The 26,363-nt window shown below is 68.3% G+C and carries 24 protein-coding genes and 5 pseudogenes; 16 read left to right on the forward strand and 13 right to left on the reverse strand.

The genetic code is table 11. The features are described 5' to 3' along the window. Positions 1–163: 163 nt before the first annotated feature. Entirely contained in the window at positions 164–415 is a 252-nt protein-coding gene (locus OG609_RS07030) for a hypothetical protein (protein ID WP_327271995.1), read from the reverse strand. Between the two features lie 253 nt (positions 416–668). Here OG609_RS07030 and OG609_RS07035 point away from each other — a divergent pair, with 253 nt between their 5' ends. The 4 genes from OG609_RS07035 to OG609_RS07050 are packed head-to-tail and all read left to right on the forward strand — an operon-like array spanning position 669 to position 5,374. Then, complete coding sequence (locus tag OG609_RS07035; RefSeq protein WP_327271996.1) at positions 669–1,811, forward strand: polyprenyl synthetase family protein; 1,143 nt, start codon at positions 669–671, stop codon at positions 1,809–1,811. Continuing rightward, positions 1,808–3,388: a phytoene desaturase gene (locus OG609_RS07040; protein WP_327271997.1), complete on the forward strand. Its 1,581-nt coding sequence runs from the start codon at positions 1,808–1,810 to the stop codon at positions 3,386–3,388. The genes OG609_RS07035 and OG609_RS07040 overlap by 4 nt, the downstream gene beginning before the upstream one ends. Then, positions 3,375–4,370, forward strand: coding sequence for a phytoene/squalene synthase family protein (locus OG609_RS07045; RefSeq protein ID WP_327271998.1), 996 nt, complete (start codon positions 3,375–3,377; stop codon positions 4,368–4,370). The genes OG609_RS07040 and OG609_RS07045 overlap by 14 nt, the downstream gene beginning before the upstream one ends. Positions 4,371–4,378: 8 nt before the next feature. Continuing rightward, positions 4,379–5,374 (forward strand): DUF5914 domain-containing protein, encoded by a 996-nt coding sequence (locus OG609_RS07050; RefSeq protein WP_442818063.1) that lies wholly within the window; start codon positions 4,379–4,381, stop codon positions 5,372–5,374. A gap of 182 nt (positions 5,375–5,556) precedes the next feature. Here the strand turns inward: OG609_RS07050 and OG609_RS07055 are convergent, their stop codons facing one another. The 7 genes and pseudogenes from OG609_RS07055 to OG609_RS07085 form a co-directional block, all read right to left on the reverse strand. Beyond that, positions 5,557–7,056: an FAD-dependent oxidoreductase gene (locus OG609_RS07055; protein ID WP_327277962.1), complete on the reverse strand. Its 1,500-nt coding sequence runs from the start codon at positions 7,054–7,056 to the stop codon at positions 5,557–5,559. A 56-nt stretch (positions 7,057–7,112) separates the two neighbouring features. Next, on the reverse strand, positions 7,113–7,844 hold the full coding sequence (locus OG609_RS07060; RefSeq protein WP_327272000.1) for a class I SAM-dependent methyltransferase: 732 nt from the start codon (positions 7,842–7,844) through the stop codon (positions 7,113–7,115). Further along, positions 7,841–9,076, reverse strand: a complete 1,236-nt coding sequence (locus OG609_RS07065) for a lycopene cyclase family protein (protein ID WP_327272001.1) — start codon at positions 9,074–9,076, stop codon at positions 7,841–7,843. Before OG609_RS07065 ends, OG609_RS07060 begins: the two co-directional genes overlap by 4 nt. Beyond that, a complete protein-coding gene (locus tag OG609_RS07070) occupies positions 9,073–9,738 on the reverse strand; it encodes an SDR family NAD(P)-dependent oxidoreductase (protein WP_327272002.1) in 666 nt (221 codons plus the stop codon). Before OG609_RS07070 ends, OG609_RS07065 begins: the two co-directional genes overlap by 4 nt. Positions 9,739–9,826: 88 nt before the next feature. Beyond that, positions 9,827–11,074 (reverse strand): NAD(P)/FAD-dependent oxidoreductase, encoded by a 1,248-nt coding sequence (locus OG609_RS07075; protein ID WP_327277963.1) that lies wholly within the window; start codon positions 11,072–11,074, stop codon positions 9,827–9,829. A 777-nt stretch (positions 11,075–11,851) separates the two neighbouring features. Continuing rightward, positions 11,852–12,247, reverse strand: a pseudogene (locus OG609_RS07080) (transposase); the annotation flags it as partial. Between the two features lie 416 nt (positions 12,248–12,663). Next, positions 12,664–13,926, reverse strand: a complete 1,263-nt coding sequence (locus OG609_RS07085; protein WP_442817924.1) for an IS701 family transposase — start codon at positions 13,924–13,926, stop codon at positions 12,664–12,666. A 189-nt stretch (positions 13,927–14,115) separates the two neighbouring features. Between OG609_RS07085 and OG609_RS07090 the strand changes: the two genes are divergently transcribed. The 4 genes and pseudogenes from OG609_RS07090 to OG609_RS07105 all read left to right on the forward strand — a co-directional run. Then, positions 14,116–14,499, forward strand: coding sequence for a hypothetical protein (locus OG609_RS07090; protein ID WP_327272003.1), 384 nt, complete (start codon positions 14,116–14,118; stop codon positions 14,497–14,499). A 198-nt stretch (positions 14,500–14,697) separates the two neighbouring features. Next, the gene (locus OG609_RS07095) at positions 14,698–15,135 is read left to right on the forward strand and encodes a hypothetical protein (protein WP_327272004.1); all 438 of its coding nucleotides are present in this window, start codon (positions 14,698–14,700) and stop codon (positions 15,133–15,135) included. 201 nt (positions 15,136–15,336) lie between these two features. Then, positions 15,337–15,510, forward strand: coding sequence for a CsbD family protein (locus OG609_RS07100; RefSeq protein ID WP_327272005.1), 174 nt, complete (start codon positions 15,337–15,339; stop codon positions 15,508–15,510). 236 nt (positions 15,511–15,746) lie between these two features. After that, positions 15,747–15,877 (forward strand): annotated as a pseudogene (locus tag OG609_RS07105) (LLM class F420-dependent oxidoreductase); the annotation flags it as partial. Between the two features lie 6 nt (positions 15,878–15,883). Here OG609_RS07105 and OG609_RS07110 read toward each other — a convergent pair. Next, positions 15,884–16,054: pseudogene (locus OG609_RS07110) on the reverse strand (LLM class F420-dependent oxidoreductase); the annotation flags it as partial. A 38-nt stretch (positions 16,055–16,092) separates the two neighbouring features. Between OG609_RS07110 and OG609_RS07115 the strand changes: the two are divergent. Continuing rightward, positions 16,093–16,755 (forward strand): HemK2/MTQ2 family protein methyltransferase, encoded by a 663-nt coding sequence (locus tag OG609_RS07115; RefSeq protein ID WP_327272006.1) that lies wholly within the window; start codon positions 16,093–16,095, stop codon positions 16,753–16,755. A gap of 58 nt (positions 16,756–16,813) precedes the next feature. Continuing rightward, positions 16,814–16,999 carry a CDGSH iron-sulfur domain-containing protein gene (locus tag OG609_RS07120; protein ID WP_327272007.1) on the forward strand — a complete coding sequence of 62 codons (186 nt, stop codon included), beginning with the start codon at positions 16,814–16,816 and terminating at the stop codon, positions 16,997–16,999. On the opposite strand, the gene OG609_RS07125 is transcribed toward OG609_RS07120, so the two are convergent. Next, on the reverse strand, positions 16,979–17,956 hold the full coding sequence (locus OG609_RS07125) for an iron-containing redox enzyme family protein (RefSeq protein WP_327272008.1): 978 nt from the start codon (positions 17,954–17,956) through the stop codon (positions 16,979–16,981). The genes OG609_RS07120 and OG609_RS07125 overlap by 21 nt on opposite strands. A 602-nt stretch (positions 17,957–18,558) precedes the next feature. On the opposite strand from OG609_RS07125, the gene OG609_RS07130 reads away from it, so the two are divergent. Further along, a complete protein-coding gene (locus tag OG609_RS07130; protein WP_327272009.1) occupies positions 18,559–19,500 on the forward strand; it encodes a Rieske (2Fe-2S) protein in 942 nt (313 codons plus the stop codon). A 16-nt stretch (positions 19,501–19,516) separates the two neighbouring features. Here the strand turns inward: OG609_RS07130 and OG609_RS07135 are convergent. Next, a pseudogene (locus OG609_RS07135) lies at positions 19,517–19,918 on the reverse strand (plasmid stabilization protein). 646 nt (positions 19,919–20,564) lie between these two features. Between OG609_RS07135 and OG609_RS07140 the strand changes: the two are divergent. Continuing rightward, a complete protein-coding gene (locus OG609_RS07140) occupies positions 20,565–21,134 on the forward strand; it encodes a DJ-1/PfpI/YhbO family deglycase/protease (protein WP_327272010.1) in 570 nt (189 codons plus the stop codon). 163 nt (positions 21,135–21,297) lie between these two features. Here OG609_RS07140 and OG609_RS07145 read toward each other — a convergent pair whose 3' ends face one another. Further along, entirely contained in the window at positions 21,298–21,888 is a 591-nt protein-coding gene (locus OG609_RS07145; RefSeq protein WP_327272011.1) for a DUF421 domain-containing protein, read from the reverse strand. A 954-nt stretch (positions 21,889–22,842) separates the two neighbouring features. Here OG609_RS07145 and OG609_RS07150 point away from each other — a divergent pair. Next, positions 22,843–24,233, forward strand: a pseudogene (locus tag OG609_RS07150) (IS1380 family transposase). Positions 24,234–24,403: 170 nt separating this feature from the next. Here OG609_RS07150 and OG609_RS07155 read toward each other — a convergent pair. Continuing rightward, positions 24,404–24,721: a DUF6381 family protein gene (locus OG609_RS07155; protein WP_327277964.1), complete on the reverse strand. Its 318-nt coding sequence runs from the start codon at positions 24,719–24,721 to the stop codon at positions 24,404–24,406. Here OG609_RS07155 and OG609_RS07160 point away from each other — a divergent pair. The 3 genes from OG609_RS07160 (at position 24,640) to OG609_RS07170 (ending at position 26,296) form a co-directional block, all read left to right on the forward strand. Beyond that, entirely contained in the window at positions 24,640–24,960 is a 321-nt protein-coding gene (locus OG609_RS07160; RefSeq protein ID WP_327272012.1) for a hypothetical protein, read from the forward strand. The genes OG609_RS07155 and OG609_RS07160 overlap by 82 nt on opposite strands. A 158-nt stretch (positions 24,961–25,118) precedes the next feature. Beyond that, entirely contained in the window at positions 25,119–25,322 is a 204-nt protein-coding gene (locus OG609_RS07165; protein ID WP_267009397.1) for a cold-shock protein, read from the forward strand. Between the two features lie 602 nt (positions 25,323–25,924). Then, positions 25,925–26,296 (forward strand): hypothetical protein, encoded by a 372-nt coding sequence (locus tag OG609_RS07170; RefSeq protein WP_327272013.1) that lies wholly within the window; start codon positions 25,925–25,927, stop codon positions 26,294–26,296. Positions 26,297–26,363 lie beyond the last annotated feature (67 nt).

Here is a 26,363-nt window from a genome sequence, read left to right on the forward strand (position 1 = left end):
AGATAGCTTTCCGCGGGCCCCAGCCGGGGGTGTAGTTCGTCAAGGACCGGGAGGGCGGGCGCCAGGAGTCGGCGATGGCCCAGTGGACGACGGCGTCGCCGCGCTCATGTTCGTTGTCAGGGTAGGTGACGCGCTTGCCCACCTCGGCGAAGAATCGGGACTGCTAGGCGGCGGTGCCGGTGGCCAGGTGTCGCCAGTAGGGCGAGGCGAGCAGCGGCGCCAATGCGACGGGCTCGGGATAGACCGCGGTGAACAGTCGGTAGGCGCTGTAGGCGCTGTAGGCGCTGTAGGCGCTGTAGGCGCTGTAGGCGCTGTAGGCGCTGTAGGCGCTGTAGGCGCTGTAGGCGCTGTAGGCGCTGTAGGCGCTGTAGGCGCAGCATGGCACCAATGGCCTGGAAGCCTCATGTGCCTGCAAAGCTCCAGGCGTCTTTCACAACCCCCGCACCGTCCAGGCCGGACGTGGACTAGACCGGCTGCACCGGCCTCGCGGTGGTCCGCCTGCTGGAGTACCCACGCAGCGACGCACCACCATAAGGCTCATGATGCTGGGCCGGTGGAGTGGGCGGTGACCGGGCCGGGACCTGTACAGGGCAGAGATCAGCGCAACCTCACCCGTGCTGGCGACAGAAGCAGAGTCCAGGTAATCGAAAAGCGAAGGAGGGTTGCGCATGCTTGCTCTGCGGATGACTGCTGCCGGACCGGCAGGATGCGTCGATGCCCCGCTCACGGCGAACGATGCCGCCAGGGCCGTCGAAACGGTCCTGGAGAAGTTCCTCGACGCGGGACTGTGCCGGGCCCGTGAGGTAGACCCGGTGTTCGCTGGCGATGTCGCCGACCGCGTCGCGGCATTCGCCCGACGCGGTGGGAAGCGGCTGCGCACGGCGTTCGCATGGTGCGGGTGGCGGGCCGCGGGCGGCGAAGGCGACGCCGGTGCGGTTCTGCAGCTGGGGGCTGCCCTCGAACTTGTCCAGGCCTGTGCCCTCATACACGACGACGTGATGGACGGATCCCTCCTGCGAAGGGGGGAACCTGCGGTACACGTCGACTTCGCACGTATGCACCGCGCCGCCGAAATGACCGGCCCGCCCGAATCGTTCGCGACCGCCGCCGCCGTGCTCGCGGGCGACCTGGCGCTCGCGTGGGCGGATGACTTGCTGACCGAGAACGCACTCCGATCACCCCATGGCTGGCGGCTGTATCGCGAATGGCAGGCATTGCGCGGCGAGATGGTCGCAGGGCAGTACCGCGACATCCACGCGCAGGCGGCTGGCTCGTCCGGGGTCGACGAGGCCATGACCATCGCGACGCTCAAGAGCGCCCTGTACACGGTCGAGCGGCCACTGGCCCTGGGCGCCTCACTGACCGCCGCCGATGCGCGCACCGTTGACGCGCTACGGTCCGCCGGCCGGTGTGCGGGGCTGGCCTTTCAGCTCCGCGACGACCTGCTCGGTGCCTTCGGGGATCCGGCACTGACGGGCAAACCGTCGGGCGACGACCTGCGCGTCCGAAAGCTGACCTATCTGCTGGCCGTCGCCACCAGACTCGCCGAAGACTCCGGGGACGAGGAGGCCGTCGACGCGCTCGGACCCGTCACGGCCCCCCGCTCGGACCGCACCATCGACCGGATGCGTGCCGCGCTGGAGCGGACCGGGGCCCGTGCCGTCGTGGAAGCCAAGATCACGGAGCTGGCGGGCACGAGTCTGCGACATTTCGAGGAGACCGGCGCCGCGCCCCTCGTAAGGCGGGAGTTCGCCGCGCTGGTCGACCAGGCGGTGGGCATGGTTCCCGACCTCACAGGGGAGAGCACGTGAGGACCGTACCGGGGCCTGCAGATCATGTCGTCGTCGTGGGCGCCGGCCTGTCGGGCCTTGCGTGCGCCCTCCACCTGCTGGGCGCCGGACGCCGGGTCACGGTCGTCGAGCGGGATCCCGGTCCGGGCGGCCGGGCCGGCCGTGTGGAGCTCGGCGGATACCTGATGGACACAGGCCCCACGGTGCTGACGATGCCGCATCTGGCCGACGAGGCCTTCGCAGCCGTTGGCGACAGCCTCGGTCGCCACCTGGAGCTGGTGGCCCTGCACCCGGCGTACCGTGCCCGCTTCGCGGACGGGTCTTCCCTGGATGTCCACACCGACGCCGAGGCGATGGAAGCGGAGGTACGTCGCTTCGCGGGCCCGGTGGAGGCGGCGGGTTACCGCCGCCTCCGGAACTGGCTGAAACGGCTGTACCAGGCGCAGATGAGGCGGTTCATCGACACGAACTTCGACTCGCCCTTCCAGCTCCTGCATCCGGACCTGGCCCGCCTGGCGACACTGGGCGGCTTCGGACGGCTGGACCGCCAGATCGGCCGCTTCCTGTCCGACGCCCGGTTGCGCCGCGTCTTCACCTTCCAGGCGCTGTACGCGGGTGTCACCCCTGCTCGGGCACTCGCGGCGTACGCCGTGATCGCCTACATGGACACCGTGGCCGGCGTCTGGTTCCCCAAAGGCGGAATGCACGCCCTGCCCCGGGCCATGACCGATGCGGCGGCCGGTGCCGGTGCCACCTTCCGCTGGTCGGCCGAAGTGAACGAACTGGAGCGCTCGACCGGCCGGGTGCGCGCCGTGCGTCTGGCCTCGGGCGAACGGATCGCCTGTGACGCGGTGGTCCTGACGCCCGATCTTCCCGTCACCCACCGGCTCCTGGGGCGCGCTCCCCGGCGCCCGGTACGGCTGCGTCACTCGCCGTCCGCGGTGATCCTGCATGCCGGGACGGACCGTACCTGGTCCGGTCTCGCGCACCATACGCTCTCGTTCGGCGCGGCGTGGGAGCACACATTCGACGAACTGACGCGCACGGGTGCGCTGATGAGCGACCCGTCGCTGCTGATCACCCGGCCGACTTCCCATGATCCGGGTCTGGCGCCCGGGGGCCGGCATCTCCACTATGTTCTGGCCCCCTGCCCGAACACGATCACTGGTCCGTGCGCAGCTTCGTGGCGCGACCTGGGGCCTCGCTACCGTGACAGCCTTGTGGCCGAGCTGGAACGCCGGGGGCTCGACGGGTTCGCGGAAAGCATCCAGGAGGAACTCCTGGTGACACCGATGGACTGGACTGCGCAGGGCCATGCGGCGGGCAGTCCCTTCTCCCTCTCGCACACCTTCGCCCAGACCGGTCCGTTCCGGCCGCACAACCTGGTAAGCGGGCTGGACAACGTCGTGCTCGCCGGCTGCGGGACCACGCCCGGTGTCGGCGTGCCGACGGTCCTCATCAGTGGAAAACTCGCCGCCGACCGCATCACCGGAGGCGCCCGGCGCCCGGCACCCCGGACAGGATCGGCCCCGCCCGCCGGGCGTGCTGCATTCTCCTCGACCGTCTCGACCGGGAGACCTGCCGATGACCCGTCGTGAACTGGACGCCGCCGGCATCAGCGACCCCGAGCTACGCGCGGCGTACACCCGTTGCCGACAGCTCAACGCCCGTCACGGCCGGACGTACTTCCTCGCCACCCGTCTGCTGCCGGTCGAACACCGCTGCGCGGTGCACGCTTTGTATGGTTTCGCGCGCTGGGCGGACGACATCGTGGACGACATCGACCGACGGCAGACCCCCGACGAGCGTGACCGACTGCTGCGCCTGCTGGAGAACGACCTCGCGTACGGGCTGTCCACCGGCGGCGCGGACGGGCCTTTGGTCCGGGCGTTGGCCGACACCATCGGCCGGTACGGCATCGAGCGCACGCTGTTCACCGACTTCATCGCCTCGATGCGTACTGACTTGAGCGTCACGGACTATCCGACGTACGCCGACCTGCGTACCTACATGCACGGCTCGGCAGCCGTGATCGGACTGCAGATGCTGCCCGTCCTCGGTACGGTCGTGCCCCGCGAGGAGGCGGCACCGCACGCGGCGGCCCTCGGGGTGGCGTTCCAGCTCACCAACTTCCTTCGGGACGTGGGTGAGGACTTGGACCGCGGCCGCGTCTACCTGCCGGCGGACCTGCTCGCCGCCCATGGGGTGGACCGGCCGCTGCTGGAATGGAGCAGGCGTACCGGGCGCCGTGACCCCCGGATTCGGTCGGCTTTCATCGCCGCTGAGGCACTGACCAAAGGCGTGTATCGGGAGGCCGAGCCCGGCATCGCCATGCTCGACCCGCGTGTGCGTCCTTGTATCCGTACCGCATTCACGCTGTACGGCGGCATCCTGGACGTGATCGCGCATCACGACTACGGGGTACTGCACCGCCGGTCGGTCGTGCCCTGCCGACGCCGCGCGGCCACCGCCGCGGTCGGAGCCGCCCGCATCCTCGGCGTGCGTCTGCGCACCCGCGCCGCGCATCCGTTGGCCCCGGAGCGCGGCGCCGTGCCCCGGTGGAGGGAATTCGAGCAGTGAACGATCCAGTGGACAAAGCGCGTTGGACACCACCGCTGCGTCGGCGGAACGGACCGGCGTGGGCGGCGCAGAAGCCTTCATGGCGGGAGGCGAAACCGTCACTGGTAGCCGAGGCTCTCACGCGGGCTTCGGCGCGTCGCTCCGGCAACTGGTTCGTCGTCGGAGCCTCTCGGGATGTCGCCGCAGGCGGCCGCCCGTACGGCCGGACGGTGGGCGGCCTCGAGGTCGTACTATGGCGATCGAACACGGGCGAGCTCCACGCAGGCCCGGGCGCCTGCCCCCACCTCGGTGCCCCCCTGCGCGACGGCCGGGTGATCTGTGGCACGCTGGTGTGCCACTGGCACGGACTGACTCTGGATGGTGCCCCGTTCGCAGGCTGGGACCCGTTCCCCGCCCACGACGACGGGGTGCTGGTGTGGGTGCGGCTGGACGAGGTCGGCGGCGAAGAGCCATCAGATCGTCCCGTGGTGCCTGTGCGTCCCGCGGCGAGCAGAGCAGTGGACGCGGTGTTCACGGCGGTGGGGCGGTGCGAGCCGCAGGACGTGGTCGCCAACCGGCTCGACCCGTGGCACGGCTCGTGGTTCCATCCTCACTCGTTCGTCGACCTGCAGGTGGTGCGCTTGCCACAGAGCGATCACGACAACGCGTTCGTCGTCGATGTCTCGTTCCGTGTCACGGGTCGTCTGGTGGTGCCCGTACGGGCGGAATTCACAGCACCTGATCCGCGTACGGTCGCCATGCACATCACCGAGGGCGACGGGACAACATCGGTGGTGGAGACGCACGCCACGCCACTGACGAGCGAGGCGGATGCCAATCCACGGACCGCCGTCGTCGAGGCGGTCGTCGCCGCCTCGAACCGGCGGGGCTTTGCGCTGGCCCGGGCTGCCGCTCCCTTGCTACGCCCGCTGATGCGTCGCGCAGCAGGCCGTCTGTGGCGCGACGATCTGGCCTACGCCGAGCGACGCTGGACCCTGCGGAGCACCGGGCGGTTCCCCGGGTGACCGCGTCGATCGATTGAACCTGCGCCCCATCCGTGTGCCGACCGAGTGCGCTGGGCTCTGTCGTCACGCCCCCGCCTGCCCGCGACACCTCGTACTCCCTCTCGCCGCACCGGGTGGCGTCGCGGGCGGGCACTCCGGGCCGACGGTGGACCGTGTAGGACTCAATCCAGGCAGCCTGGATCTCAGCCACGTCCTGCCAGTGCTGCAAGTACCCTCAGGGCAGGGGAACGGCCGGCGCGGGGGACGGTCCACAGTACCTGGCCCCGGACACCCCAGTCGGCCAGCAAGGCGTTGGCTGCCAGGAAGCCCGTAGTAGCGGCGCGTTCCATCAGGGCCACGGGCAGGTCGCAGCGCACCGTGTCACCGGCCAGCGTCAGCCGTGGGTGGGGGGTGCGGACAGTGGGCCGCTGGTGATAAGCGCCGACCGGGAAGAGCGGACAGTCCGCCCGCCACTCGTGGCGGGCGTCCACGACCTGGGCCTCTTTGGTCTCCGGATAGACCTGGTGAAGCCGGTCGACGAGGAGGTCTTGCAGCTTTTCCGGCTCGGTACCGGAGGCCACAGCGTAGGCGTGCAGTTCCACCACCGAGCCGCCGGTGCGGGTGGCCCAGCGGGCGGCCTCGCCCTCGTAGCGTTCCAAGACACTGATGTTGTCCAGGCCGTCGTAGCCGCTGGTGCCGAGGAAGCCGGCTCGATCGGCGCGGACTGGCCGGTCGAGCCAGAGCCGGGAGACGAGGAACGCGGGGGCTGTGCGCAGGGTGGCGATGTCGTCGCGCCAGGCGGCGGTACCCAGACCAGGCGACCCGGCGACGAGCCGACGCAGTCCCTCGACGTCGAGGGCGAGGATCGCCCCCTGATGGCGGTCGATCGCAGCGTCGGTCTGCACCTCCAGGACTCCACCGGCGGACGGGCGGACACCGTGCACGGGAGTACCGGTGCGGATGTCCACGCCGAGCTGCTGCAGGTAGCCGCCGAGAGGCTCCCACAAGGCTTGTGGGAAGGGTTCGTCCGGCACGTCGAAGAGCAGTCCTTCGGAGGAGCCGAGGAAATAGATGTGGAACATCAGCAGCATTTCCGCAGCGGACAGTTCGCGCGGGTCGGCGAAGAAGCTGCGCGAGAACACCTCGAACGCCAGGTGGTGGGCGGCATCGGGGAAGCGAATGCCCTCCAGGAAACGGGTCGCGCTGACGCGGTCGAAGCGTCCGTACACCTCGGGCACGCGGACGTCCAGGAGCGGCAGCGCCGCGCGCGGATCCATTGCGGCGAGGTCCTGCCAGCCGAAGGAGGGGCTGAGGGTGACGAAGCCGAGGGCGCTGAAGGGTGGTGTCCGCGGGACGCGGGCGAAGCTGTCGGCCAGGCCGCCACTGTGCCGTAGGGGGTAGTCGGGCAGCGGCACGAGCCGCGTGAGGGAGGGGTCTGTCCGCCGCAGCAGGCCACGCAGGTTGTAGTACTGACGGAAGAAGGCGTGGAAGCCGCGGGTCATGGTCACCTCGGAACCGTCGGCCAGGCGGGTGCGCCAACCGGCGAGACGGCCGCCGAGCGATCCTTCCCGTTCATAGAAAGTCACCCGTGCTCCGCGTTCCGCCAGCAGGGTTGCCGCAGCGAGACCGGCGATTCCGCCGCCGATCACCGCGACGCCCGGCGCATCCTGGCGCTCGAAGCGGGCCCGTCCCGGCGCGGGCATGAGGACACTCGCCTTGCGGTCGCGGCCCCGCCGGACACGACGGTGGTGGTCGGCGCTCACAGGGCGTACTCCGTCACCGGAGCCGAGCCGTTGCGGGCGAGGAAGGTGTGAACGATACCTGTCTGCCAACCGGCGACGGGAACGGTGCGTACGCCGGTGAAACCCGTACGCGTGAGGCGGTCCTCGAAGGCGGGGGCGGTATCGAAGGCGAGGACGCTGCGCCACAGATGGCGGTAGAGCGCGCGGTCGCCGCTCAGCGTGCCCACCGGAACGATCACCCCGTGGCATACGGCCGTCCAGAGCCCGCGGTGGACGGGCGAGCCGCTGAGGCTGTACTCGTGGACGGCGAGTCGCCCGCCCGGACGCAACAGTGCTCGGACCGACGCGAGGACTCTGTCCGGATCGGCGACGTTGCGGAACAGATAGGCGGCGAAGACCGCGTCGAAGAGCCCCTCACCGACCGCGTGCACTTCCTCAGCGTTCCGATGCAGGAATCGGACACGTGCGGGCCACGGCTTGGCGAGCGCGCGTTGCAGCATTCCCGACGAGGCGTCGACGGCCGTGATGCGAGCGCACGGTGCGGCCCGGAGCAGTGCCCGGGTGGAGGCACCGGTGCCGCAGCCGAGATCGAGGACATGCATTCCAGCTCCTTGGCGGGGTAGCCGGAGCCGTCGTGCCGAGCGGCGCAGATCGGCGTGGTAACCGGGGTTCATGGCTGTGAGGCGGTCATAGCTGCGCGACGCGTGGTCGAAGGCGCGTGCCAGTTCGTGGTCCCGCAGAAGCGTCATCGGTGGCTCTCTTCGGATCGAGGGGTGGTGACGGCTGTGGCGGAGGGTCGGCGGTGGAGAAAGAGGAGTTCGGCAGCGGTGCGGATCATCGGGCCAATCGGGGTGCGCAGTCCGATGCTGCATTCCTCCCACGGTGTTGTGGCACCGTCGAGAAAGCGCAACAGGCGTTCCGTAGGCGTACGGCGGAACAGGCCGGTGAAGAACTCGGGGCCGTCCATCCGCCCGGTGTCCAGTGCCCGCAGCAGTACTGCGTCCATGGCCCGCGCCCGTCGGCCGTGCGGCGGGGGCACGATGCCGCGTCCGTTGCGCAGCGCGGCGGCGATGTCCCGGCTCTGCCGCTGCACTGCGGCGAAGGTGTAGCCGGTCGCCGGGCGGGTCGCGCCGCCGGCGGTCCCGATACGGAAGACGGCCGGCCCGACCCGGCGGGGGAAGCGAGCATCGGTCATGGGGATGACGCCCTGCTCCGCCGCTTCCACCGTGAACGCACTGAGGCGGAGCACTTCGCGGGTGTAGTGGCCCAGCGCCGCCTCGTAGCCGGCGGTGGTGAGTGGGATCCGGGAGAACTCGGTGTACTCAACGAGCGCCCGGTCCGGAGCGAGTGGGAGGACGTAGCCGAAGGCGAGCCCGTGGCGCGGCTGCGGCACCCGGAAGTCCATCAGGTCCGCGACCGCGGGTTCGAAGCACGCCGTTGCTGTGTGCACGAACCAGCCGCGGAAGTGCTGGAGCAGCACCGTCCGGGCTGGCGGCAGGCGGCGCAGCGGGCGTGAGTCGAACACGTAACGCGCGCGCAGGGTCAGTGCACGGCCGTCCGGTGTTGTGCAGCAGACCTCGGCCCCCCCGGCCACGTTGCGCACGGTATTCGCCGTCGCGCGTAGGACGCACGCCTGGGGATACCCGGCCAGTCGAGCGTGGACCAGGTTCTCAAACGGGGCGGACCGCAGCATGCGGTAGCGCAGAGGGTCGGGAGCGACGGTGACCTTGCTGCCGTCCGCGCCGTAGATCCGCAGCCGTGACCAAGAGGCGACGACCGCTTCCTCGAACTCGCCGTCGGTTTCGTCCCAGAAGCACCAGGTCCGCTCGGGCGGTCGCATCGGACCGTCGGGCGGCTCCACGACGGTCACGGCGGTGGTACCGGTCCTTGTGAGCCAGTGCGCGAGGCTGAGTCCTGCCGCGCCACCGCCCACGATCACCACCTCGGCCGTCCCGCCCGGACGAGTCGTACGTCGCCTCACCGGGCGCGCGGTTCGATGACGGGCGTTCCGTCCGGGGCCGTACGAACGGTCTCGGCGTCCGTCGCCAGCGCGTCGAAACCGGCTCTGACTACCTGACGCAGGTCCCCTCCTGGGGGCAACGGCGGAGCGGTACCCGCTACCGCCCGGCTGGCGAAGCCGGTATCCAAGTGCCCCGGCCGGACCTCCAGCACGCGGATGCCGGCGGGTCGTGCATCGCGACACACGGCGGCGAGCCAGACACTCAGCGCTGCTTTGGAGGCGTTGTAGTCGGCCATTCCCGGCTGTGGACGGTCTGTCACCACGCCGGGTTCCAAAAACGCGGCGGATGTGAGGACGTTGACGGCCATCAGACGCTCCGCGACCTCGTCACCGACCATGTCCGCCCGGCCGAAAGCCACCGAGCCGAAGGCGACCACCACGACCTCCAGTCCCCCGAGGACGGCCGCGGCGCTGTACACGGCACGCGCACAGGTCTCGGGGACGTACGCGTCGAAGAGGGCGATCGGAGCGCCTGGATACTCCTGGGCGGCCCGGGCCAAACGGCCCGGGCCGCGTCCTGCGAGGGCCGGACGTGCTGCGCGCGCGGCCAGTTCGGCGGTGAAGGCGCCGCCGATGACGCCTGTGGCGCCTGCGACCAGCACGTGCGCGCCGTTGATGTCCATGCCTTGCTCCGGGGCTCAGGGACAGATTGATGGCATTCCTTCGGCTCACCGTCCACCCGTGTGTGCACAGGACACGGGCATTGCACGGTCACCCGCACCCCAGGTCGGCCAGCACCTCCCGGGCGGCACGTGTGCCCGAAGCCATCGCGCCTTGCACCGATCCGGTGGCCCGGTGGTCCCCGCATACGTACCGGCCCGGGCCGTAGCGGGACGTCCGGCTCAGTGGCCAGGGCGGTCGCATCGCGGGCAGCGCCCCTTCAACGGTGTACGTGGCGACCCGCTGCCAGGCGCTCGTGTCCGTGTTGTACAGCTGGGCGAGACGCCGGAGTACGGCGCTTTCCCTCTCGGGCGGGTCCTTGCCCAATACGGAAGTCGAGACGAGCGCGGTGCCGGGCGGCGCGTAGGTTGGGGCTGCCTGGGTGAGAACACAGGTGTTCAGCACTGCTCCGGTGCTGTCCACCACCAGGGTCGGTTCCGCCAACGGCGTCGTCCCGGTGGCGTGGTAATAGGTGGTGACCGTGCGCCCGTCCGGGACCGTCAGCTCCGGCAGCAAACGCGCAGCTGCGGACGCGTCCGTCGCCACCACGACGGTCGGCGCAGACAGTTCGCGGCCGTCCGCCAGAAGCACTCCGAAGCCGGTGACCGCGGTGACGGGCGTCTCCAGTTGCAAGGCGCCGTCGGGAAGACCGCTGGCAAGCTGAGCGGGTACCGCACCCATGCCGTCGGCCGGGAGGCAGGACGTTCCGCGGGCCATGCTCCGCCAGACCAAGTGAAAGAAGCGGGCGGAGGTCTCAAGCCGGTCCTCAAGAAAGACCCCGGACAGGAACGGCCGCAGGAACTCCTCGACCGCCGCGGCCGACAACCCTGCCAGGGAGAGGGCGGCTGAGGTGGGGCGGTCCGGCCGCCGCTTGAGAGCACCGGCGGGCAACAGTGTGTCGCGTGCGGTGAGCGCCGTCAGCGCGGCGAGGTCACGGGCCGAAAGGACTCGTCCCGGCCGCAGGCCTCCGGCCGCCCCCGGCCGCCTGGTCGGGTCGACGAGGCGGACCAGCCCGGTCGGAGTACGGCTGACGATGCCCGGTGTAAAGGGCCGCAGTCGCAGATCCCGCAGATTCAAGCGCCGCTTCACCTGTGGATAGGACGTGTTGAACACCTGAAATCCGCGATCCAGCAGGAACCCGTCCCGTCGGTCCGTGCGCATCCGGCCGCCAACACCGTCGGACGCTTCCAACAGAGCCACGCGCCGTCCCGCCCGGCACAGGTCCGCAGCACAGACGAGACCTGCGAGACCTGCGCCCACGACGACGATGTCCGGGACCCCACGATGCTGAACGGCCATGCTCACGCTCCGCTCCTTCGACGAGATCGACCACCCGTCAGGTACCGAGTCCCGCCAGGTTCCCAGCCGATCACGAACCGAGCTCTCACTCGAGTGTCCAGCCGATCACGTTCCGGTCGTCGATGCCAGGCACCGCCACGACTGTGCACTCAATGGACGACACGCGGCACCCCGACGCCACCGACACCACGGCGGTCACAGCCTTGCCATCTCCGACGCACCCAGGCAGCGAAATCGTCCCCGAGACCTGCTGGCTGCACGTGCGCCAGCAGCACTTCTATCACCCGACATGGTGTGTCATCGACGCGCAGCAAGATCTCCAATGTCGCACGACCGGCATGGTGGGATGGCGGCACTCTCGCAGGAGATTGGTTACGTCGAGGAAGTGAACCATCTGCGGGACGCTTCGTCGCGCAACGCACTTGTCAGCGCCTCACCACAGATGTGTCGGTTGTCCTCGCGCAGAGTCCAGCGTGAGCGGAGCCAACCCTCGCTTCGGGGATATGTGCTGCCCATGGTGGTGCAATCACGTCGCCGGCCACAACCGCAGGCCCGAAGGCAAGGGGAACTCCCAGCCGGACTTAACGTCCACTGAGAAAGCCCGGGAGCCTCTACAGCTTGTCGGCCAGGCGTACAGCCACTCCGTTTCGCGGTAGACACCGGGAAATCACAGAGCGTGACAACTGCGTGGTCGCCCAGGACCTGTGTCTGCCTCGCGCTGGGCTCCCCACCGCGCCTATCTGCGACCTCTAACTCAGATGCGGCGTCCGCCGGATCCTTGTTGCCGCAATCTATCGGTGAGCGGCCTGCGGCTTCACCGTCGCCGGGAGCTTTGGTGATGCAGCCGTCGACGGCGATCTGGTCGAGGACGAGGCCGACGATCCGGTCGTAGGACTCCAACGTGATCTGCTTGAGTTCGGCAAAGACGCCGAGCCGGATCCACTCGTCACGGCGGTTGCGGATAGTGGTGGCCGAGCAGGTCGTGTCCGCAATCGCCTGGCAGGAACAGCCGAATCGCAGGGGCTGCAGCATCTTGTCGAAGACGACCCGGTCGCTGATGCGTGGGCGGTGTCAGCCCAGCGGATGCGTCGGCGCGTAGGCCGATCGCTCAGGCAACAGGGCGATGAATTGGTTCCAGAATGGTTCGGTCAGCGATGATGGCAGTACAGGCACAGGTCTCCCCGGTGATCACAGAGCGTCGCAGCTCCATGATCGCCAAGACTTGCGCCTGCTTTGCTACCGGGGTACCGCCACCGTGCCGATCTGTGCGGCCTCCTACCTGCACACGAGTTGGGTGACCACCGCTCAGCGAGGCGCAGCCAGGCGAGCTGGCGCACATGAGGGGCAAGCGGAAGCAGGAATGGGCCAGCCGCTGTGCTGGGACACAAGTCGACTACTCGGTGGGGCGCAGTAAATCTACCGGCCGATCTCCGTCCGCAGCTTCTTACTGTTTCGCTAAGAGCTCCTACTAGGGCTTTGTTAGGTCCTGTGGTGGGGTTCGGGGGTTGGTGCGGGTTGGCCGCATATCGAGCAGGCGCCGGTCCAGGTGGCCAGGAGGGCCTGGAGTTCGCGGAGGACCGCGTAGAGGGTCAGGCCGGCGCAGGGGCTTTTGGGTCGAGTCTGAGCAGGGTGCAGAAGGCCTGGGCGAGGGAGGCGAGGGTGACGTGGCGGTGCCAGCCGAGGTAGTTGCGGCCCTCGAAGTGGTCCAGGCCGAGGCCGTCCTTGAGCTCGCGGTAGTCGTGTTCAACTCTCCAGCGGATCTTGGCGATTCGCACCAGCTCGCGCAGTGGAATGTCGGCGGGCAGCGTCGAGAGCCAGTAGTCGGTGGGCTCGGCAGAGTCGGGAGGCCACTCGACGAGCAGCCAGCATTCGGGCAGGGAGCCGTCGGCGGCGCGGCGGATGGACCGGTTGGCCGGGCGGACCCGTAGGGCCAGGAATTGCGAGCGCATCTCGGCCCGTGGGTTGTGCTTGGTGGCCTTGCTGCCCTGACGCCAGGTAACGGTGCGGGTGGCCGCTTGCCCGGCGGCCAGGGCCAGCACGCGCAGGGTGGTGTGCGGCTGGGGGTAGGCGGACACGGGAGGGCGGCCCTGCCCGGAGTACGGCGGACGCTCGGGCGTGGCGTCGCCCGGGTGCGCGGTCGTGGTGGCCTTGACCGCGACCGCGTAGGTCAGGCCTCGTTCGGTCAGACCCTCTCGAAAGCCCGTGGCGTCGCCGTATCCGGCATCGGCGACGACCGGCAGGCCCGGCAACTCCCAGTCCCCGCGAACCTCGTCGAGCATGTCCAGGGCCAGGCGCCACTTCTCCCGGTGGCGAGCAGTCTCGGGGATGCCGGCCTTGGCGCGGCGCCGGCGGATCGCCGAAGCCAGCAGCGCGTCCTCGGTATGTTTGGTGTCGTCCCAGCCCTCGGGCAGGAACAGACGCCAGTCGACGGCCGAGGAGGCGCGGTCGCTGACCAGGTTCACACTGACCCCGATCTGGCAGTTGCCCCGCTTGCCCAGCGCGCCGCAGTACATCCGCGCCACCCCTGGCGAGTCGTAGCCGTCCTTGGGGAAGCCGACATCGTCAATCGCGTACGCCTCGGGCGAGATGTGCGCCGCGGCCCAACGGGCCAGCCGCTCACGGACCTTGGCGTAGTCCCAGGTGGAGGAGGACACGAACTGCTGGAGCTGCTGGTGGTCCACGCCCAGGCGCTCGGCCATCGGCTGCATCGACTTGCGCTTGCCGTCCAGCATCAGCCCGCGCAGGTACAACTCACCCTTGGCCCGCTGGTCCCGACGCGCCAACGAGCCCAGCATCTCGGCCGCGAACGCCTCCAGACGCGGACGGACCTCTTCCATCTCCTCAGGAGTCACAACTGAAAGAAGATCACAATCTATCCAACGAGGATCACTTGGGGTACCTAACAAAGCCCTACTACGATCTCGGCTGATAAGCGCATCCCCGTGCGCAACAAATGCCCGAATTTTTCTATTTAGTTATGCTTGGAGTCGGCTACTGCGCCGCATCCGCGCGGTCGCGGAGACTCGAAAGGAAGCCCGGTCATGCCGAAAAACGAGAGGTCGTCCCAGCCCTCGCACGGCGAGGAACCGAGCCGCCACAAGGGCGCCCACCAGCACGGCTGGGCGTCGGATGTGGACGAGACCCATCAGGAGGCCAACGACAGCGCGCACCGGTCCTTCCATCCCGATGAGTACGCGCCGAAGCCCGGCCCTGGCAGGAAGGTCTCCAAGGAGGAAACCGAGGAAGTCCCCGGCAACACAGTCAAGAGCACACATCGCCCGGGTCAGGAACGCGCCGGGAAATCCGGCGAGAGCGGCATGCACGACACCGGCCCCAGGGGCCGGTCCCAACGCCCCAGCGGCACCCGGGACGCCTCCGCATCCACAGGGGTCGACCCGCAGGAACCGCGCACCGACTCCGACTGAACCCACCGACCCCGAACGGCGCCGTCCCTGGCGAGCCGCCGAGCCGACGCCAATCTCGCGACACCACCAAGATCCGAAAGTGACGCGGTGGTGCGGAGCGCGCAACCTCCTTCTCGCCGAGCCTGACGTCAAGGTCTGACGCTCCCTGGCTTCTGCGGACTTAGCGTGGTTGTACGCCGCAAATTCTCGGAGCACGCCATGATCGTCATCTTGGGACTCATCATCCTGATCGCCGCGGTAGTCGTCGCCGTGGCCGGCGTTCTCACCAACGCCGGCAGCGCACACCAGCTCACCGACGGCTTCTCCGTATTCGGTTACCACGTGACCGGTTCCACCGGCACGCTATTCCTCTACGGCATCGTCGTCGGAGCCCTGGCCCTCCTGGGGCTGAGCCTGCTCATCGCCGCTGCACGCCGCCCATCCCACCATTCCAGAACCTCGCGTCGGGCCCCTGGACAGCCCGGCCGCGAGCCGGCCGCAGATCACAACGACGCAATCGGTCGCCACCAGACCGACCGCGCGGAGACTGCACCTGCGCGGGGAAGCGACCGACCCCACGACGACCGCCCTGTCGCCCCCGACGGCGGCCACCGGAGCAGGTGGCATCTGTTCGGGCACCGGCCCGCCCCCCGATAACCCCGGCCACACGCAGGGTCCGGGCCAATCCCCAGTGGGCCGGATCCGGTGCCACACGACCCGCAGCTGCCGTCCGTACCAGGCCCCAGCGAACCCCAGACCCAGCCAGACGCGGCGTGAGCGCGACACCTCACCGATTGCGGCCTCAGAGTGATCGGCGCAAGGTGGATACGTCATCCCCCAGTGAAGGGCACAAACGTCATGGGTAAGGCGAAGGCGAAGGCCAAGCAAGTCAAGGGCAAGCTGAAGGAAACCGCCGGCGGTGCTACGGACAACAAGGGCATGCAGGCAGAGGGCCGCGGCGAGGAATTGACGGGCAAGGCCCAGGAGACCGCGGCAAGGGCAGCTGAGCGGCTGAAGAAGTCCGGACGGTAGGACCTGCATTGTGAGGTTTCACGGTCGGCGGGGCGCGGCTTGGTGCTGGCCTTGCGGGCCGGCACCGGGCGTCAGGTTTCGTTGCTCGGTGAAAGTTCGCTGAGGTTCGGCGGTTTCGGGCGATTGCATCGCCGGGTCGCCGAGGCTGATTGCCTCACCTGGTTTTCATCCTGCCTCCCCTTGAGGAAAGTGCCGCCGTATCGACTCGGGGTTACCCCCCGGAGCCGAGTGGTGTCGTGACGCGGCCCACCGTGCGATACCACCCTGCGGTTGTTGCTCAGAAGGCCGTGACGATGCAGCAGCTGTGCCAGGGGCATGACTCTGTCCCGGCTTCGGCGAGAACCTCAACGAGCACGTGGTGGGCGGGCGGGGTCTTCTCCGCCCAGTCGAGGAAGGGCTGCTGATGGTCACCGCCGACCTGAACCAGGGCGATCTCCGTGAAGGCCGCCGCGGCGTAGGCACGCACCGCCTCGACAAAGGTGCCGACGTTGTCACCGCACGGGATGGAATCCGCGATGTCGTCCGGGCGTACGAACTGGGAGGCTGCCCGCCCTGGGTGATCTCTGAAGGTCGGTCGCGACATTGAAGTTCCTCAAGCCTCCGGGTGTCTACGCGCCGCAGGAAGACACAGCCATGTTGATATCCGCTCTGCGGCGCGAACATCTGTCACCCGGAGCGGAGGTACTCGACGTGGGTACCGGTACCGGCGCAGTGGCGATCGCCGCCGCCTGCTACGGCGCCGCCCACGTGACCGCCATCGACACTTCGGCCGCGGCGGTGCTCACGACACGACTGAACGCGCTGCTGTCCGGGTATGCGCGGGTGATCCGGGCCAGCCGGGGCGACTTGACGGAGCCTGTGACCGGCTTGAGGTTCGACCTGGTGCTGGCGAACCCGCCGTACGTACCGTCCGCGAACGTCCGCATGCCGCGTCGCGGTATTGCTCGGGCCTGGGAGGCGGGGATCGACGGCCGGGCGGTGCTCGACCGGCTCTGTGTCAAGGTCCCCGCTCTGCTGCGCCCTGGAGGTGTGCTGCTTGCGGTCCACTCCGCGCTGAGTAACCCAGCGATGACGCTGGCGCGGCTGGCTGAAGCCGGATTGGACGTGGCTGTGACCGACCGCCGGTTCGTTCCCTTCGGGCCTGTCCTGCGAGAACGGGCCGGCTGGCTGGAGACCCAGGGCCTGATCGAGTCCGGCCAGGAGAAAGAGGAACTGGTGGTGATCCGTGCAGAACGGCCGTACTGAACCGGAGACCGCACCTCGGGCAGCTGCACGGCGCGTCATGCAGGAGCCGGGCGGACCCATGCTCGTGGAGGGGCCGGTCGAAGTGGTCCAGGAGGACGGCACCATTGCCCGCTCGGACCGGCCTGTCGTCGCACTGTGTACCTGTCGGCGGAGCCACATCTTCCCTTGGTGCGACACGAGCCACCGCGGCCGGAAGAGGCCGAAGAAAGCCCCGCCGCCGGCCTCAGAGCGGCACACGGAGTGAGGACTCGCCACCCCGCCATGCGCGGAGCAACTGCTCCCCGAACCGGTCTTCCAACCATCCGGTGGCCCCGATACCGAAGGCGACGTCCTGTGCCAGATCCGGCTCCTCCTGGAGCAGACCGGCGACGACCTCATGCCGTACCAGCTGCTCATGCACGGCGTCGGCCTCCACATGCTCCGCGTAGAAGCGGATGGCCGCAGGCCCGGCACCGGCCCGCTCCAACGCCTGAGCGAGGCGCCGCGACCCTGGTGGCGATGTGGTCTCCACCGAGGCGAAGTGACCGACCAGCGCACCACGGTGTGAGCGGTGGAGTCCAAAGAGTGACATGAGGTTGACGGTCGCGAGCATCTGCCGAGAGCCGGCGTCGAGGTAGCGCCCATACGAGGTGTCCAACTGAAGGTCCGCCATCAGATCGGCGAACAGCTTCGAGTGGACCCGCTCCGCCCGTCCCGCTCCGAATTCGTCGTACTCCACAGCCGCCATTCCCGCCTTGGCCCGGCCCGTCAGGCGCGGGATCACCCACACGTGCGGATCGGCCTCCTTGAGGTGGTAAAGCGAGCGGTGTGCGGCGTACTCGCGCAGATGCCACAGCTCGCCCTCGTCCCGCAGGAAGTACGACACGCCGTCGCCGTCCACCGGCTCCAGAACGAGTTCGTCCAGCGCCATACCGACGTCCTCGGCCACCGGCACGTCAGCGCGCAAAGCCGCCATGAACTCCCGGTCCAGCGCGGCACGCACCCTGAGCAGTTCCGGATCCCACTCCCAGGCGCCGTCCACACCGTCGAAGCCGCGGTAGTGCAACTCGTAGCAGAGGTACAGGGCGAGCTGCAGGTCATCGCCGTACGGGTCGGCACCCGCTACCAGGGACGTGTCCGGCAGGCTGCGCCGACCCGGTTCCCGGCCGAGCGCCTCGATCAGAGCGGCAGACACCTCACCCCGGGTCTCCGGCAGCTTCATGGTCCTTCCTCTCCTCGGTCCGTCGGCTCGTTCCGTGGGGGCACCGCGAGGGAGAAGGAGTGCCCGGCGAGATCGGCGAAAGCGAACGCCGCGCAGCGCACCGCCGACCTTCGCCTCCATCGGCATTGCCCCGAGGCTCACCCCTTCTCGTTCCGCCTCGTCCAGATCACCGTGTGCGACGAGTATCCGAAGATGCGCCTGCCGGGCGCCATCCGGCCGCGGCCGGCGGGAGCGTCGTAGCCGTGGTCCCGGCGGATTGCCAGGTGCACGCCTTATTGCCGATAATTTCTACAAAATCAGGATCGCTCACCACCTGAATTTCTGCATCGAGCAGTGCGCAGTGACGCGTAGAACTCCGCCAGGCTTCGGGCTCCGCGCAGTCCAGAACGAGGACACTTATCTTTGCAACGGACATGTTCTTTCGGGTACCCGCCGACGCTCAGAACACACTGGCGACGGCCAGTGCTTACGGGGACACGCTTCCGTCGTCGAGAACCACCTGGCTTTAGCGAGCAGATCCCGCCCGAGACTCCTGCAGCCACCAGAGTGGAACGGAGCCGACGCCTGTTTGGGAATCGGCCGCACATGGCAAACCGCTCATCATGCGGCTTTCAGCGGGGTATACGAAATTCGCGGTTCTCGCTCCAAGCATCGGCACGGTGAAAGTGGCGGCCGTCCGCACCGAGGACCTCTTTCTGAGGTCCCTCGACGCGCTGGGCCGCCTGAAGAAACTTGATGTGGTGATCAGCCCCGTGCGGCGGTTGGTGCGCGGCGTGCCTCTGGGGCGCTACCGCGATGTGCTGCACGGTCTGCCGATCGGCCATCCCCTGCATCCCGCGCTGGTGCAGGTTCCGATGGGCGCGTGGTTTTCCGCCGCAGTGCTGGACGTCGTGCCCGGCACCCGGCGCAGTGCCCGCATCTTGGTGGGTGTGGGCCTCCTGGGGGCCGCGCCGGCCGCATTGGCCGGCTGGGTGGACTGGGCTGAGCAGCACGAGGAACAGATGCGTACCGGACTGGTGCACGCGACGTCGATCGCCGCGACCATCGGACTCTACGCGGGATCCTGGGTGCATCGCGGCCGTGGACATACGGCATTGGGCAAGGCGCTGGGCTTTGCGGGGCTGTGTATGGCCGGCACCGGCGGGATGCTTGGTGGCCACCTCGCCTATCGCCAGGCCGCAGGCGCCAACAAGACGGCAGCGGTCCCGCATCTGTTGGAAGAGGGGTGGCACCCGGTCGGCAGAGTGGAGGACTTCCCAGTCGGCGAGGCCGTGCGGCGGGAGTTGGGCGAGGTGCCGTTGCTGGTGTTCCGTCAGCCGGGCGGCCGCATTCATGTCCTCGCGGAGCGGTGCAGCCACCTGTCAGGGCCCCTGTCGGACGGGAAGATTGCCGACGGCTGCGTGGAATGCCCCTGGCACGGCAGTGTCTTCCGGCTGTCGGACGGAGCGAACGTACGCGGGCCGGCCACCGCACCGCAGCCGTCCTTCCAGGTGAGCGTGGACAGCGACGGCACCGTCCACGTAAAGCTGCCCGGCGCCGGCTGAACCACGCAATGACGTATCAGCGGCCCAGGGCGTTCCGAAGCTGCTTGTTCATCGAGGAGCGGCCGTCGATGTTGCGATTCTTCGCCTCCTCGTACAGCTGATCCTTCGTCGGTCCTTGCGATCCGCTGTGGGACTGTTCGCCTCCACGTTGTGAGGCGGACTTCCTGTTTTGAGCGGAGACCTTTCTGGAGGTCTTCGACTCGCCGAGCGCCCCTGCTCCACCGTGCGCGCGGCAATTTCCTTCGCTCACTTTGTGGACTCACCTCTTTCCTCGGCACCCTCCTGTGCTCGTACTGACGTTCACCTGCTCGTACTGACGCTCACGCTTCTTGCTCCAGCCGGCAGGCGTGATGTGTCTTTGACCTGGCCAGATGTCGTCGACGTCGATTAGCTGCGATGCGATGCGGACATGACACATACCACTTCAGCCCTGAATGGTGTCTCCTCTGGTGCTGACCGTGCCGTCCTGCGGGGCGATCCGTCTCCCCCGGTTACTCTCGGCGCCAGAGTGGGAGTGTCGGCCCCTGTCCGGCCGCGACACGGAGGACGGAGAACGCTCTCTCCGAGGCGAGGCCTCTTATGCCTGCTCAGCGCATGGGCGGAGGAACAACACAGTGGCTTCCCGCTTCGGCCGCCCGCTGTACGCTCGCCGCCAGAGGCGCCGAACGAGCATGCTGGCAAAAGGGTCGCGTCCACCTCGCAAGGCAACGCCATGGTTTCCACGCGCAGCCCGCCCCGGCCCGACAGGCCACCGGCAGAGGTCACGGAACTGGCCAGCTGCACTGTCGGTGCCCCTTGCTGGGCGAGCATGCACGGTGGCGGAACCCTCGGCCAGGCCGTAGAGGGTGATCAACGCACGCCCCTGTTGTACGACCCGCACGGCGCGGTCTTCGGCGCCGAGTCTCCACGCAGCTCCGTGATAATCACCGCTGCGGTCGGACTCCGGCCCGGCTCAGGTTCCGATCCGGGAGGCCTGACAGGGACCACATAAGTGCAAAGATTACGGGGAACCCACGACAGCAAAACACTCCCGGCGGACCGTTCCAACCCGAGAGGACCTGGGAATGTCTGACAACGACCTGAGCATGCGGAAGGTGCTGGCAATCGTCACGAACTACGGCGTCGAACAGGACGAACTCCTGGTGCCCCTCGAACACCTGCGGGGCTGGGGCGCCGATGTGGACGTCGCTGCCGTGTCGGCGGGCGACGTTCAGACCCTGGTCGGCGACAAGGCTCCCGGAAAGACCATCCGCCCCGAACTTGCTCTGAGCGACGTCGACCCGGCCGATTACGACCTCCTGCTCGTGCCGGGTGGCACGTTGAACGCCGACGCACTGCGCCAGCAGGGTTCAACGACGGAGATCGTCCGCTCCTTCACGTCCACCGGTCGCCCCGTAGCGGCCATCTGCCACGGCCCCTGGGCCTTGGTCGAGGCGGGTGTCATCGAAGGCAAGAGGCTCACTTCCTACCCCTCGTTGAGGACAGACATCGGCAATGCCGGTGGCGAACGGGCCGACGAGCCGGTCATCAAGGACGACTCCCGCGGATGGACCCTCATAACCTCGCGCAACCCAGGTGACCTGGAGCCGTTCCTCCAAGAGATCGATGCAGTGCTCGCCGTAGACGCTCACTGAACTCCAGCCCCGCGCACTTGCCTCGCTCGTTCCGGCTATGTGCTGGCCGAGCGCGCTCTCACGACAGGAAAGGGGCAAGCGCCGAGGCGGATCTCGTTGTGGTTGCTGAAGGTGGCGATGGAATTGCAGATGGCCTGTACTGGTGTGGGGAGGAGACCTGGTCTCACGATTCGGTCGGATGGTGACCAGGATCAGTGGCCGGCGATGCCAGGAGGTTCTCGATCGCCTCGAGGCGTGTCTCCAGCCTTTGGACGTCCGCGCGGGTGGCGTTCTGTTCGGACGGCTTGAGCACGATCACCAATTGGCCGTCCGGCTCAAGGCGCCCCACGGCGACCATGCTGATGTCGTCGCCGTTCTGCAGACGCACTGCGTGCTCGACTTCTGTGGGGCGCAGCGCCAGGTGCCTGAGCGCACCCGTGAGCAGTCGGCCGTCCTCGATGATTGTTGTCGGCTTTCCCTCCACCAGGCGTACGGCACGCTCGTTGACGGCCAGCCACCGGTTCAGTGCCGCGTTAACCGCGACCAGGGTGGTGGCGCCGATCGCGCCACCGAGCAGGCTGTTGTCGTTGCCGATGACTGCGTTCTGGACGACGTTGGACAGCAGGAAGATCACAACGAAGTCGAAGGTGTTCAGGTTTGCCAGGCCGCGCTTGCCACTCAACCGGAACAGAATCACGATGAGTGCGTAGACACCAACAGTACGCAGCACCTTCTCCGCGATAGGGACCTGAACAGACAGCAGATCGTGCCACATGGCGCTCCTCACCCCGGCTCTGAGCACCGAGATCCGACACCCATCACCGACCCCGCCGTTCGCATCACGATGACCTCCGCGCGGAAGTGCCCTCTGGGCAGTTCGAGGCGACGTTCCAAGCGCCGTACACCCGTGTGGCCGAGCGGCTTTTGGGACGCACCGGTGCAAGGTGGTTAGCTGCTGCTGTCCGGACTGCGCATCTGTTAGCGGCTGACCGTGACCGGGCAGCAATTCCGCCCCCTTCGGGGAAGGGGGCGGAATCGAGTGTCCGGCGGCGCGTGCCCTCGCTGTACCGGGGTGAGTCGGGAGTCCGCCTCTGGCGTGCGGGCCTTCCGCCGCGTTGGATGCGGGGGTGCCTGGTGACGTCGGTGACCAACGGGCAGGTGGCCGGTGTCACCTCCGTGCCACCGGGGCCCACCAGCACATGACTCGGCGCCTCTTCCCGGCATCAAGGCGTGGGTCTGCGCTGAAAGTGGGCGGGAAGGTCGCCGCGGCGAACAAGCGGGATCAGGAAGACAACCTTGGTGCTACGTCTCCTCGGCGAGAGGCCACTATCAGCGGCGGGCGAACTGCTGGTCGTTCCGGTGTCTGGCCGATAGTCGGGCCGTAGCGGCGGAAGCGCGCTGCCTCTTCCTCGGCCAAGCGGGACGACGTCCGTGCAGATCGAGGGGTACTACTTCACAAGCCTGCCCTGGAAGAACGCGACGCTGGCCCGAGGGTCGCTTCCCGGGTCGCATGTGCGGTTGCCTGGCACCTGGAGACCTGCTCAACGTATCTGGTCTCGCCAGTCTGCCTCTCTTCGGCGAACTTGGGCGCGTGGGCGCTCATTAAGCCTTGATCCACCGATCTGATGGCTGTGGATGACTCTTCGAGAAACAAGGAAGTGCCTTGTGACCTGCGATGATGGGAGTTCTTGAGGCTTCCAGCACGCACGATCGGCAAGGCACTTCCGAGATGCAAGTTTCCCATACTCCAGCGGCGGTCTCCGCTGCGTTCGATGACCCGAATCTGGTCGCGCATGCCGGGCTGGTTCCGGTGATGCGGCTGGCCGAACGGTGCGGGCTGTCGGGCCTGGTGGCGCAGAAGGTGAAGCTGAGCGGGACGAGGAACGGCGCGGGTGCGTCGGCGGACGTCAAGGTCAGCAGCATCGTGGCCGGCATGGCGGCGGGCGCGGACAGTATCGACGACCTCCATATCCTGCGGCACGGCGCGATGCCGGCCCTGTTCCGGGGGCCCGTGCGCCGTCCACGCTGGGCACCTTCCTCCGTTCGTTCACCCACGGTCACGCACTCCAACTCCACGCTGTCCACCGCAGGTTCCTCGGTCAACTGGCCGCGCACGCCCCGCTGCTGCCCGGTGCCGGCGACAAGGCGTTCATTGATATCGACTCCACCCACAAGCGGGTCTACGGCCGGGCCAAGCAGGGTGCCGAGTACGGCCGGTTCAAGGGCATCCGCACCCTGCACCCCCTGCTCGCCACGATCTGCACCCCGCACGCGCGGCCGGTGATCGCCACAGTACGGATGCGCCGCGGCAAGGCAGCCGATTCCCGTGGGGCCCCGAAGTTCGTCAGTGAGGCGCTGTCCACCGCCGTCGAGGCGGGCTGCACCGGCACCCGGATCCTGCGAGCGGACTCGCAGTTCTACAACGCCGGGGTGATCTCGGCCTGCCGCCGGGCCGGAGCCCACTTCTCGATTACCTGCGGGTTGAACCCCTCCATCAAACGGGCCGTCCTCGGCATTCCCGACCAGGCCTGGCAGCAGATCACATACCCGACCGCGGTGCCCGATCCTGCAACCGGTGAGCTCGTCTCGGACGCCGAAGTCGCCGAGATACCCGCCTACACCGCCTTCGCCAGCCGCACGAAAGCGGAGCGGGTCACCGCGCGGCTGATCGTGCGCCGGGTCCGTGACCTGGCCAAACCCGCCATTGTGGGTGAGCAGGGCGAGTTGTTTCCCGTCTGGCGCTACCACCCGTTCTTCACCGACCAGCCTGCACAAACCCTCCAGGCCGAACGCGAACACCGCCACCACGCGGTCATCGAGCAGGTCATCGCCGACAGCAAAGCCTCCGCCCTGGCCCACCTGCCCTCCGCACACTTCCACGCCAACGCAGCATGGCTCACCCTGTGGGCGATGACCTACAACCTGCTGCGGGCCACCGGCGCACAAGCCTCCGCCTTCCACGCCAGGGCCACCACCGCCACGATCCGCACCCACCTGGTCCATGTTCCGGCCCGGATCGCCCACTCCGCCCGCCGCATCACACTGCACCTACCGCACAACTGGCCCTGGCAGCACGCCTGGACACACCTGTTCTCCACGGCCCACGGACCGGCCGGCTGATACGAACAGCCCCTGCCCACCCCGCCCGCAAGGGCCCGACCGGAACCGAACCGTGGAAATGCTGGGCAGACCAGCGGAAACAACCTGCCCTCACCCGACCACCCGACCCCAAGCCGATCAAAAGACCACTCTCAAACCACCTCGGTGGATCAAGGTTAAGTGGCCGTGCGTCATTCGGGCGGCTGCTGCCCCCTGCCGCCGCCAGCGCCCTTGGACCTGTTCGCACCGGCATTCTGCCCCTGCTGCTTGCTCTGTTCCAGCAGGTGGCGGGCCTGCTCCTGAAGCTTCTGACGTTCCTGGGGGTCGGTCGCAGTCGGGGCGGATCGGCTGGAGCGGCCCGACCAGATGGTCTTCGACCTCGACCCAGCGGAAGAGGGCTGAGGCGGAGGTCCAAAGCTCCTCGACTGTGCAGCAATTTCCGGGACTGCTGGAAGGCGCGCCCTGTCCGGTGCTCCTCGTACTTGGTGTGATGGCAGTGCTGTGGACAGCCTGGGGCTGGTGGCTGCGGTACCGCATCTCCCGGCAGGCGATGAAGCGCGTCGATGGCAAGGATGTGCTTGACCTGTTCGAGGTGATCCATGGCACCGATTCCAAGTCCTGGTCAGGCCTACGCTGCGGGAGCCAGGGTCCGGGCGCTCAACGCTCCCGTGGTAACCCGCTGCTGGTCAGGGTCACACCGCCGAACGGAGGATTCGTGCTCCTTTCCGCCTGTGCGTTCTCGCGGTGAGGGCGGAGGGGCCGGTGTAGCGTCAGGGCCAGCTGTCATGGCTCCGAAGTACCCGTCGCCTACGGGCGGCCCTGCTGTTCAGAGTCATCGAGGGCCAGGGCGATCACCTCCGGCCCCACACGGTGCGGGGCCGGCTTCGAGTCCCCTTGGAGGACAAAATGGCCAGCGGAACCGTCAAGTGGTTCAACGCGGAAAAGGGCTTCGGCTTTATTGAGCAGGACGGCGGCGGCCCGGACGTCTTCGCCCACTACTCGAACATCGCCGCTCAGGGTTTCCGTGAGCTCCAGGAAGGTCAGAGGGTGAACTTCGACATCACCCAGGGCCAGAAGGGCCCTCAGGCGGAGAACATCACCCCTGCCTGAGCCCTGACGCGCGACGCCCGCCCCGCGACACGCTCGCTGGGGCGGGATTCGTGCGTCAGGGCTCAGATCCGTTGCTATCCGGGAGCAGACGTCGGGTCCAGCGTGAACCGGAACGCTCGAAGTACCTCGGACTGCACGAGAACCACCACCCTCCCCCACCCCTCATATGCTGCCCGTTCCGTCACGCGCCCGAGCCGGGCAGCTCCCAGGGCTGCCAGTCCTATGGGGGGCGATGCGGCGGGGCGTCAGACCTGGTGACGGGTGGGGTCGACGGTGCACTGGGTCAGAGCCTTGGGACCCTCCTTCCCGGGCCGGAGGCGGCCCATCCAAAGCTGTTCAATGAAAGGCGCGGAACTTTTGCAGTACTGCAAGTGGACGATCCGGCGGATACCGGCCCGCGCATCGAGCTGTTGAAGGCTGCATGCCGTCCTCTCGCCGCCCTCGCCGCCGCCCTGTGCGGCCGCCTGTCGTCACCCACCCCCACGCCCCGCTGACCCGCGAGTTCGCCACCCACCCGGCCACCTGCCATCAGGCGTTCCAGCTCGCGGTCGACTTCGGCTTCGTCGCTGCCGACGCCGTCGCGGACTTCCTCCCCCGAGGAGGTGCCCATCGCCCTGGTCAAGCGCCAGGAGTTCTGCGATTGCAGCCGGCTCGTACTGGACGGCCACGACCTCACCCGGAACGCCCTGAGCACCGTTGCCGCCGGCATGACCGCGTGCCAGGACCTGGTGCTGGCGGCGATCGACTACGCCCACCGCACCTTCGGATGCGCCGGCCTGAGCGCAATCCTCCATGAACTGACCGACAAGGCACGGGCGACGTTTGAGCCTCCAGCTCTCACCACCCTTCTGGACCGCGTCCGTGCGGCGCACAGGGCAGAGGACGGTCACGCAGGCCACGACCGAGGCCCCGACGCTGTGACATGGCCGAGAACCGCCGCCTCATCCATGCCCGAGCTCATCCCGCGCTCCTGAACCACCGCAGGCTGCGCCGGGCAGCGCACGTGACCCCCAGCCACTCAGTACCTGACGCTGTCGGGGA

The sequence above is a fragment of the Streptomyces sp. NBC_01224 genome (genome assembly GCF_036002945.1).
Classification (GTDB): Bacteria; Actinomycetota; Actinomycetes; order Streptomycetales; family Streptomycetaceae; genus Streptomyces.

Excerpts from the sequence above, each read along its gene's own strand:
- OG609_RS07035 (WP_327271996.1), top strand. The coding sequence starts at position 669 with ATGCTTGCTCTGCGGATGACTGCTGCCGGACCGGCAGGATGCGTCGAT.
- OG609_RS07045 (WP_327271998.1), top strand. The coding sequence starts at position 3,375 with ATGACCCGTCGTGAACTGGACGCCGCCGGCATCAGCGACCCCGAGCTA.
- OG609_RS07055 (WP_327277962.1), bottom strand. The coding sequence starts at position 7,056 with ATGCCCGCGCCGGGACGGGCCCGCTTCGAGCGCCAGGATGCGCCGGGC.
- OG609_RS07060 (WP_327272000.1), bottom strand. The coding sequence starts at position 7,844 with ATGACGCTTCTGCGGGACCACGAACTGGCACGCGCCTTCGACCACGCG.
- OG609_RS07070 (WP_327272002.1), bottom strand. The coding sequence starts at position 9,738 with ATGGACATCAACGGCGCGCACGTGCTGGTCGCAGGCGCCACAGGCGTC.
- OG609_RS07075 (WP_327277963.1), bottom strand. The coding sequence starts at position 11,074 with ATGGCCGTTCAGCATCGTGGGGTCCCGGACATCGTCGTCGTGGGCGCA.
- OG609_RS07090 (WP_327272003.1), top strand. The coding sequence starts at position 14,116 with ATGCCGAAAAACGAGAGGTCGTCCCAGCCCTCGCACGGCGAGGAACCG.
- OG609_RS07095 (WP_327272004.1), top strand. The coding sequence starts at position 14,698 with ATGATCGTCATCTTGGGACTCATCATCCTGATCGCCGCGGTAGTCGTC.
- OG609_RS07100 (WP_327272005.1), top strand. The coding sequence starts at position 15,337 with ATGGGTAAGGCGAAGGCGAAGGCCAAGCAAGTCAAGGGCAAGCTGAAG.
- OG609_RS07120 (WP_327272007.1), top strand. The coding sequence starts at position 16,814 with ATGCTCGTGGAGGGGCCGGTCGAAGTGGTCCAGGAGGACGGCACCATT.
- OG609_RS07125 (WP_327272008.1), bottom strand. The coding sequence starts at position 17,956 with ATGAAGCTGCCGGAGACCCGGGGTGAGGTGTCTGCCGCTCTGATCGAG.
- OG609_RS07130 (WP_327272009.1), top strand. The coding sequence starts at position 18,559 with ATGCGGCTTTCAGCGGGGTATACGAAATTCGCGGTTCTCGCTCCAAGC.
- OG609_RS07140 (WP_327272010.1), top strand. The coding sequence starts at position 20,565 with ATGTCTGACAACGACCTGAGCATGCGGAAGGTGCTGGCAATCGTCACG.
- OG609_RS07145 (WP_327272011.1), bottom strand. The coding sequence starts at position 21,888 with ATGTGGCACGATCTGCTGTCTGTTCAGGTCCCTATCGCGGAGAAGGTG.
- OG609_RS07165 (WP_267009397.1), top strand. The coding sequence starts at position 25,119 with ATGGCCAGCGGAACCGTCAAGTGGTTCAACGCGGAAAAGGGCTTCGGC.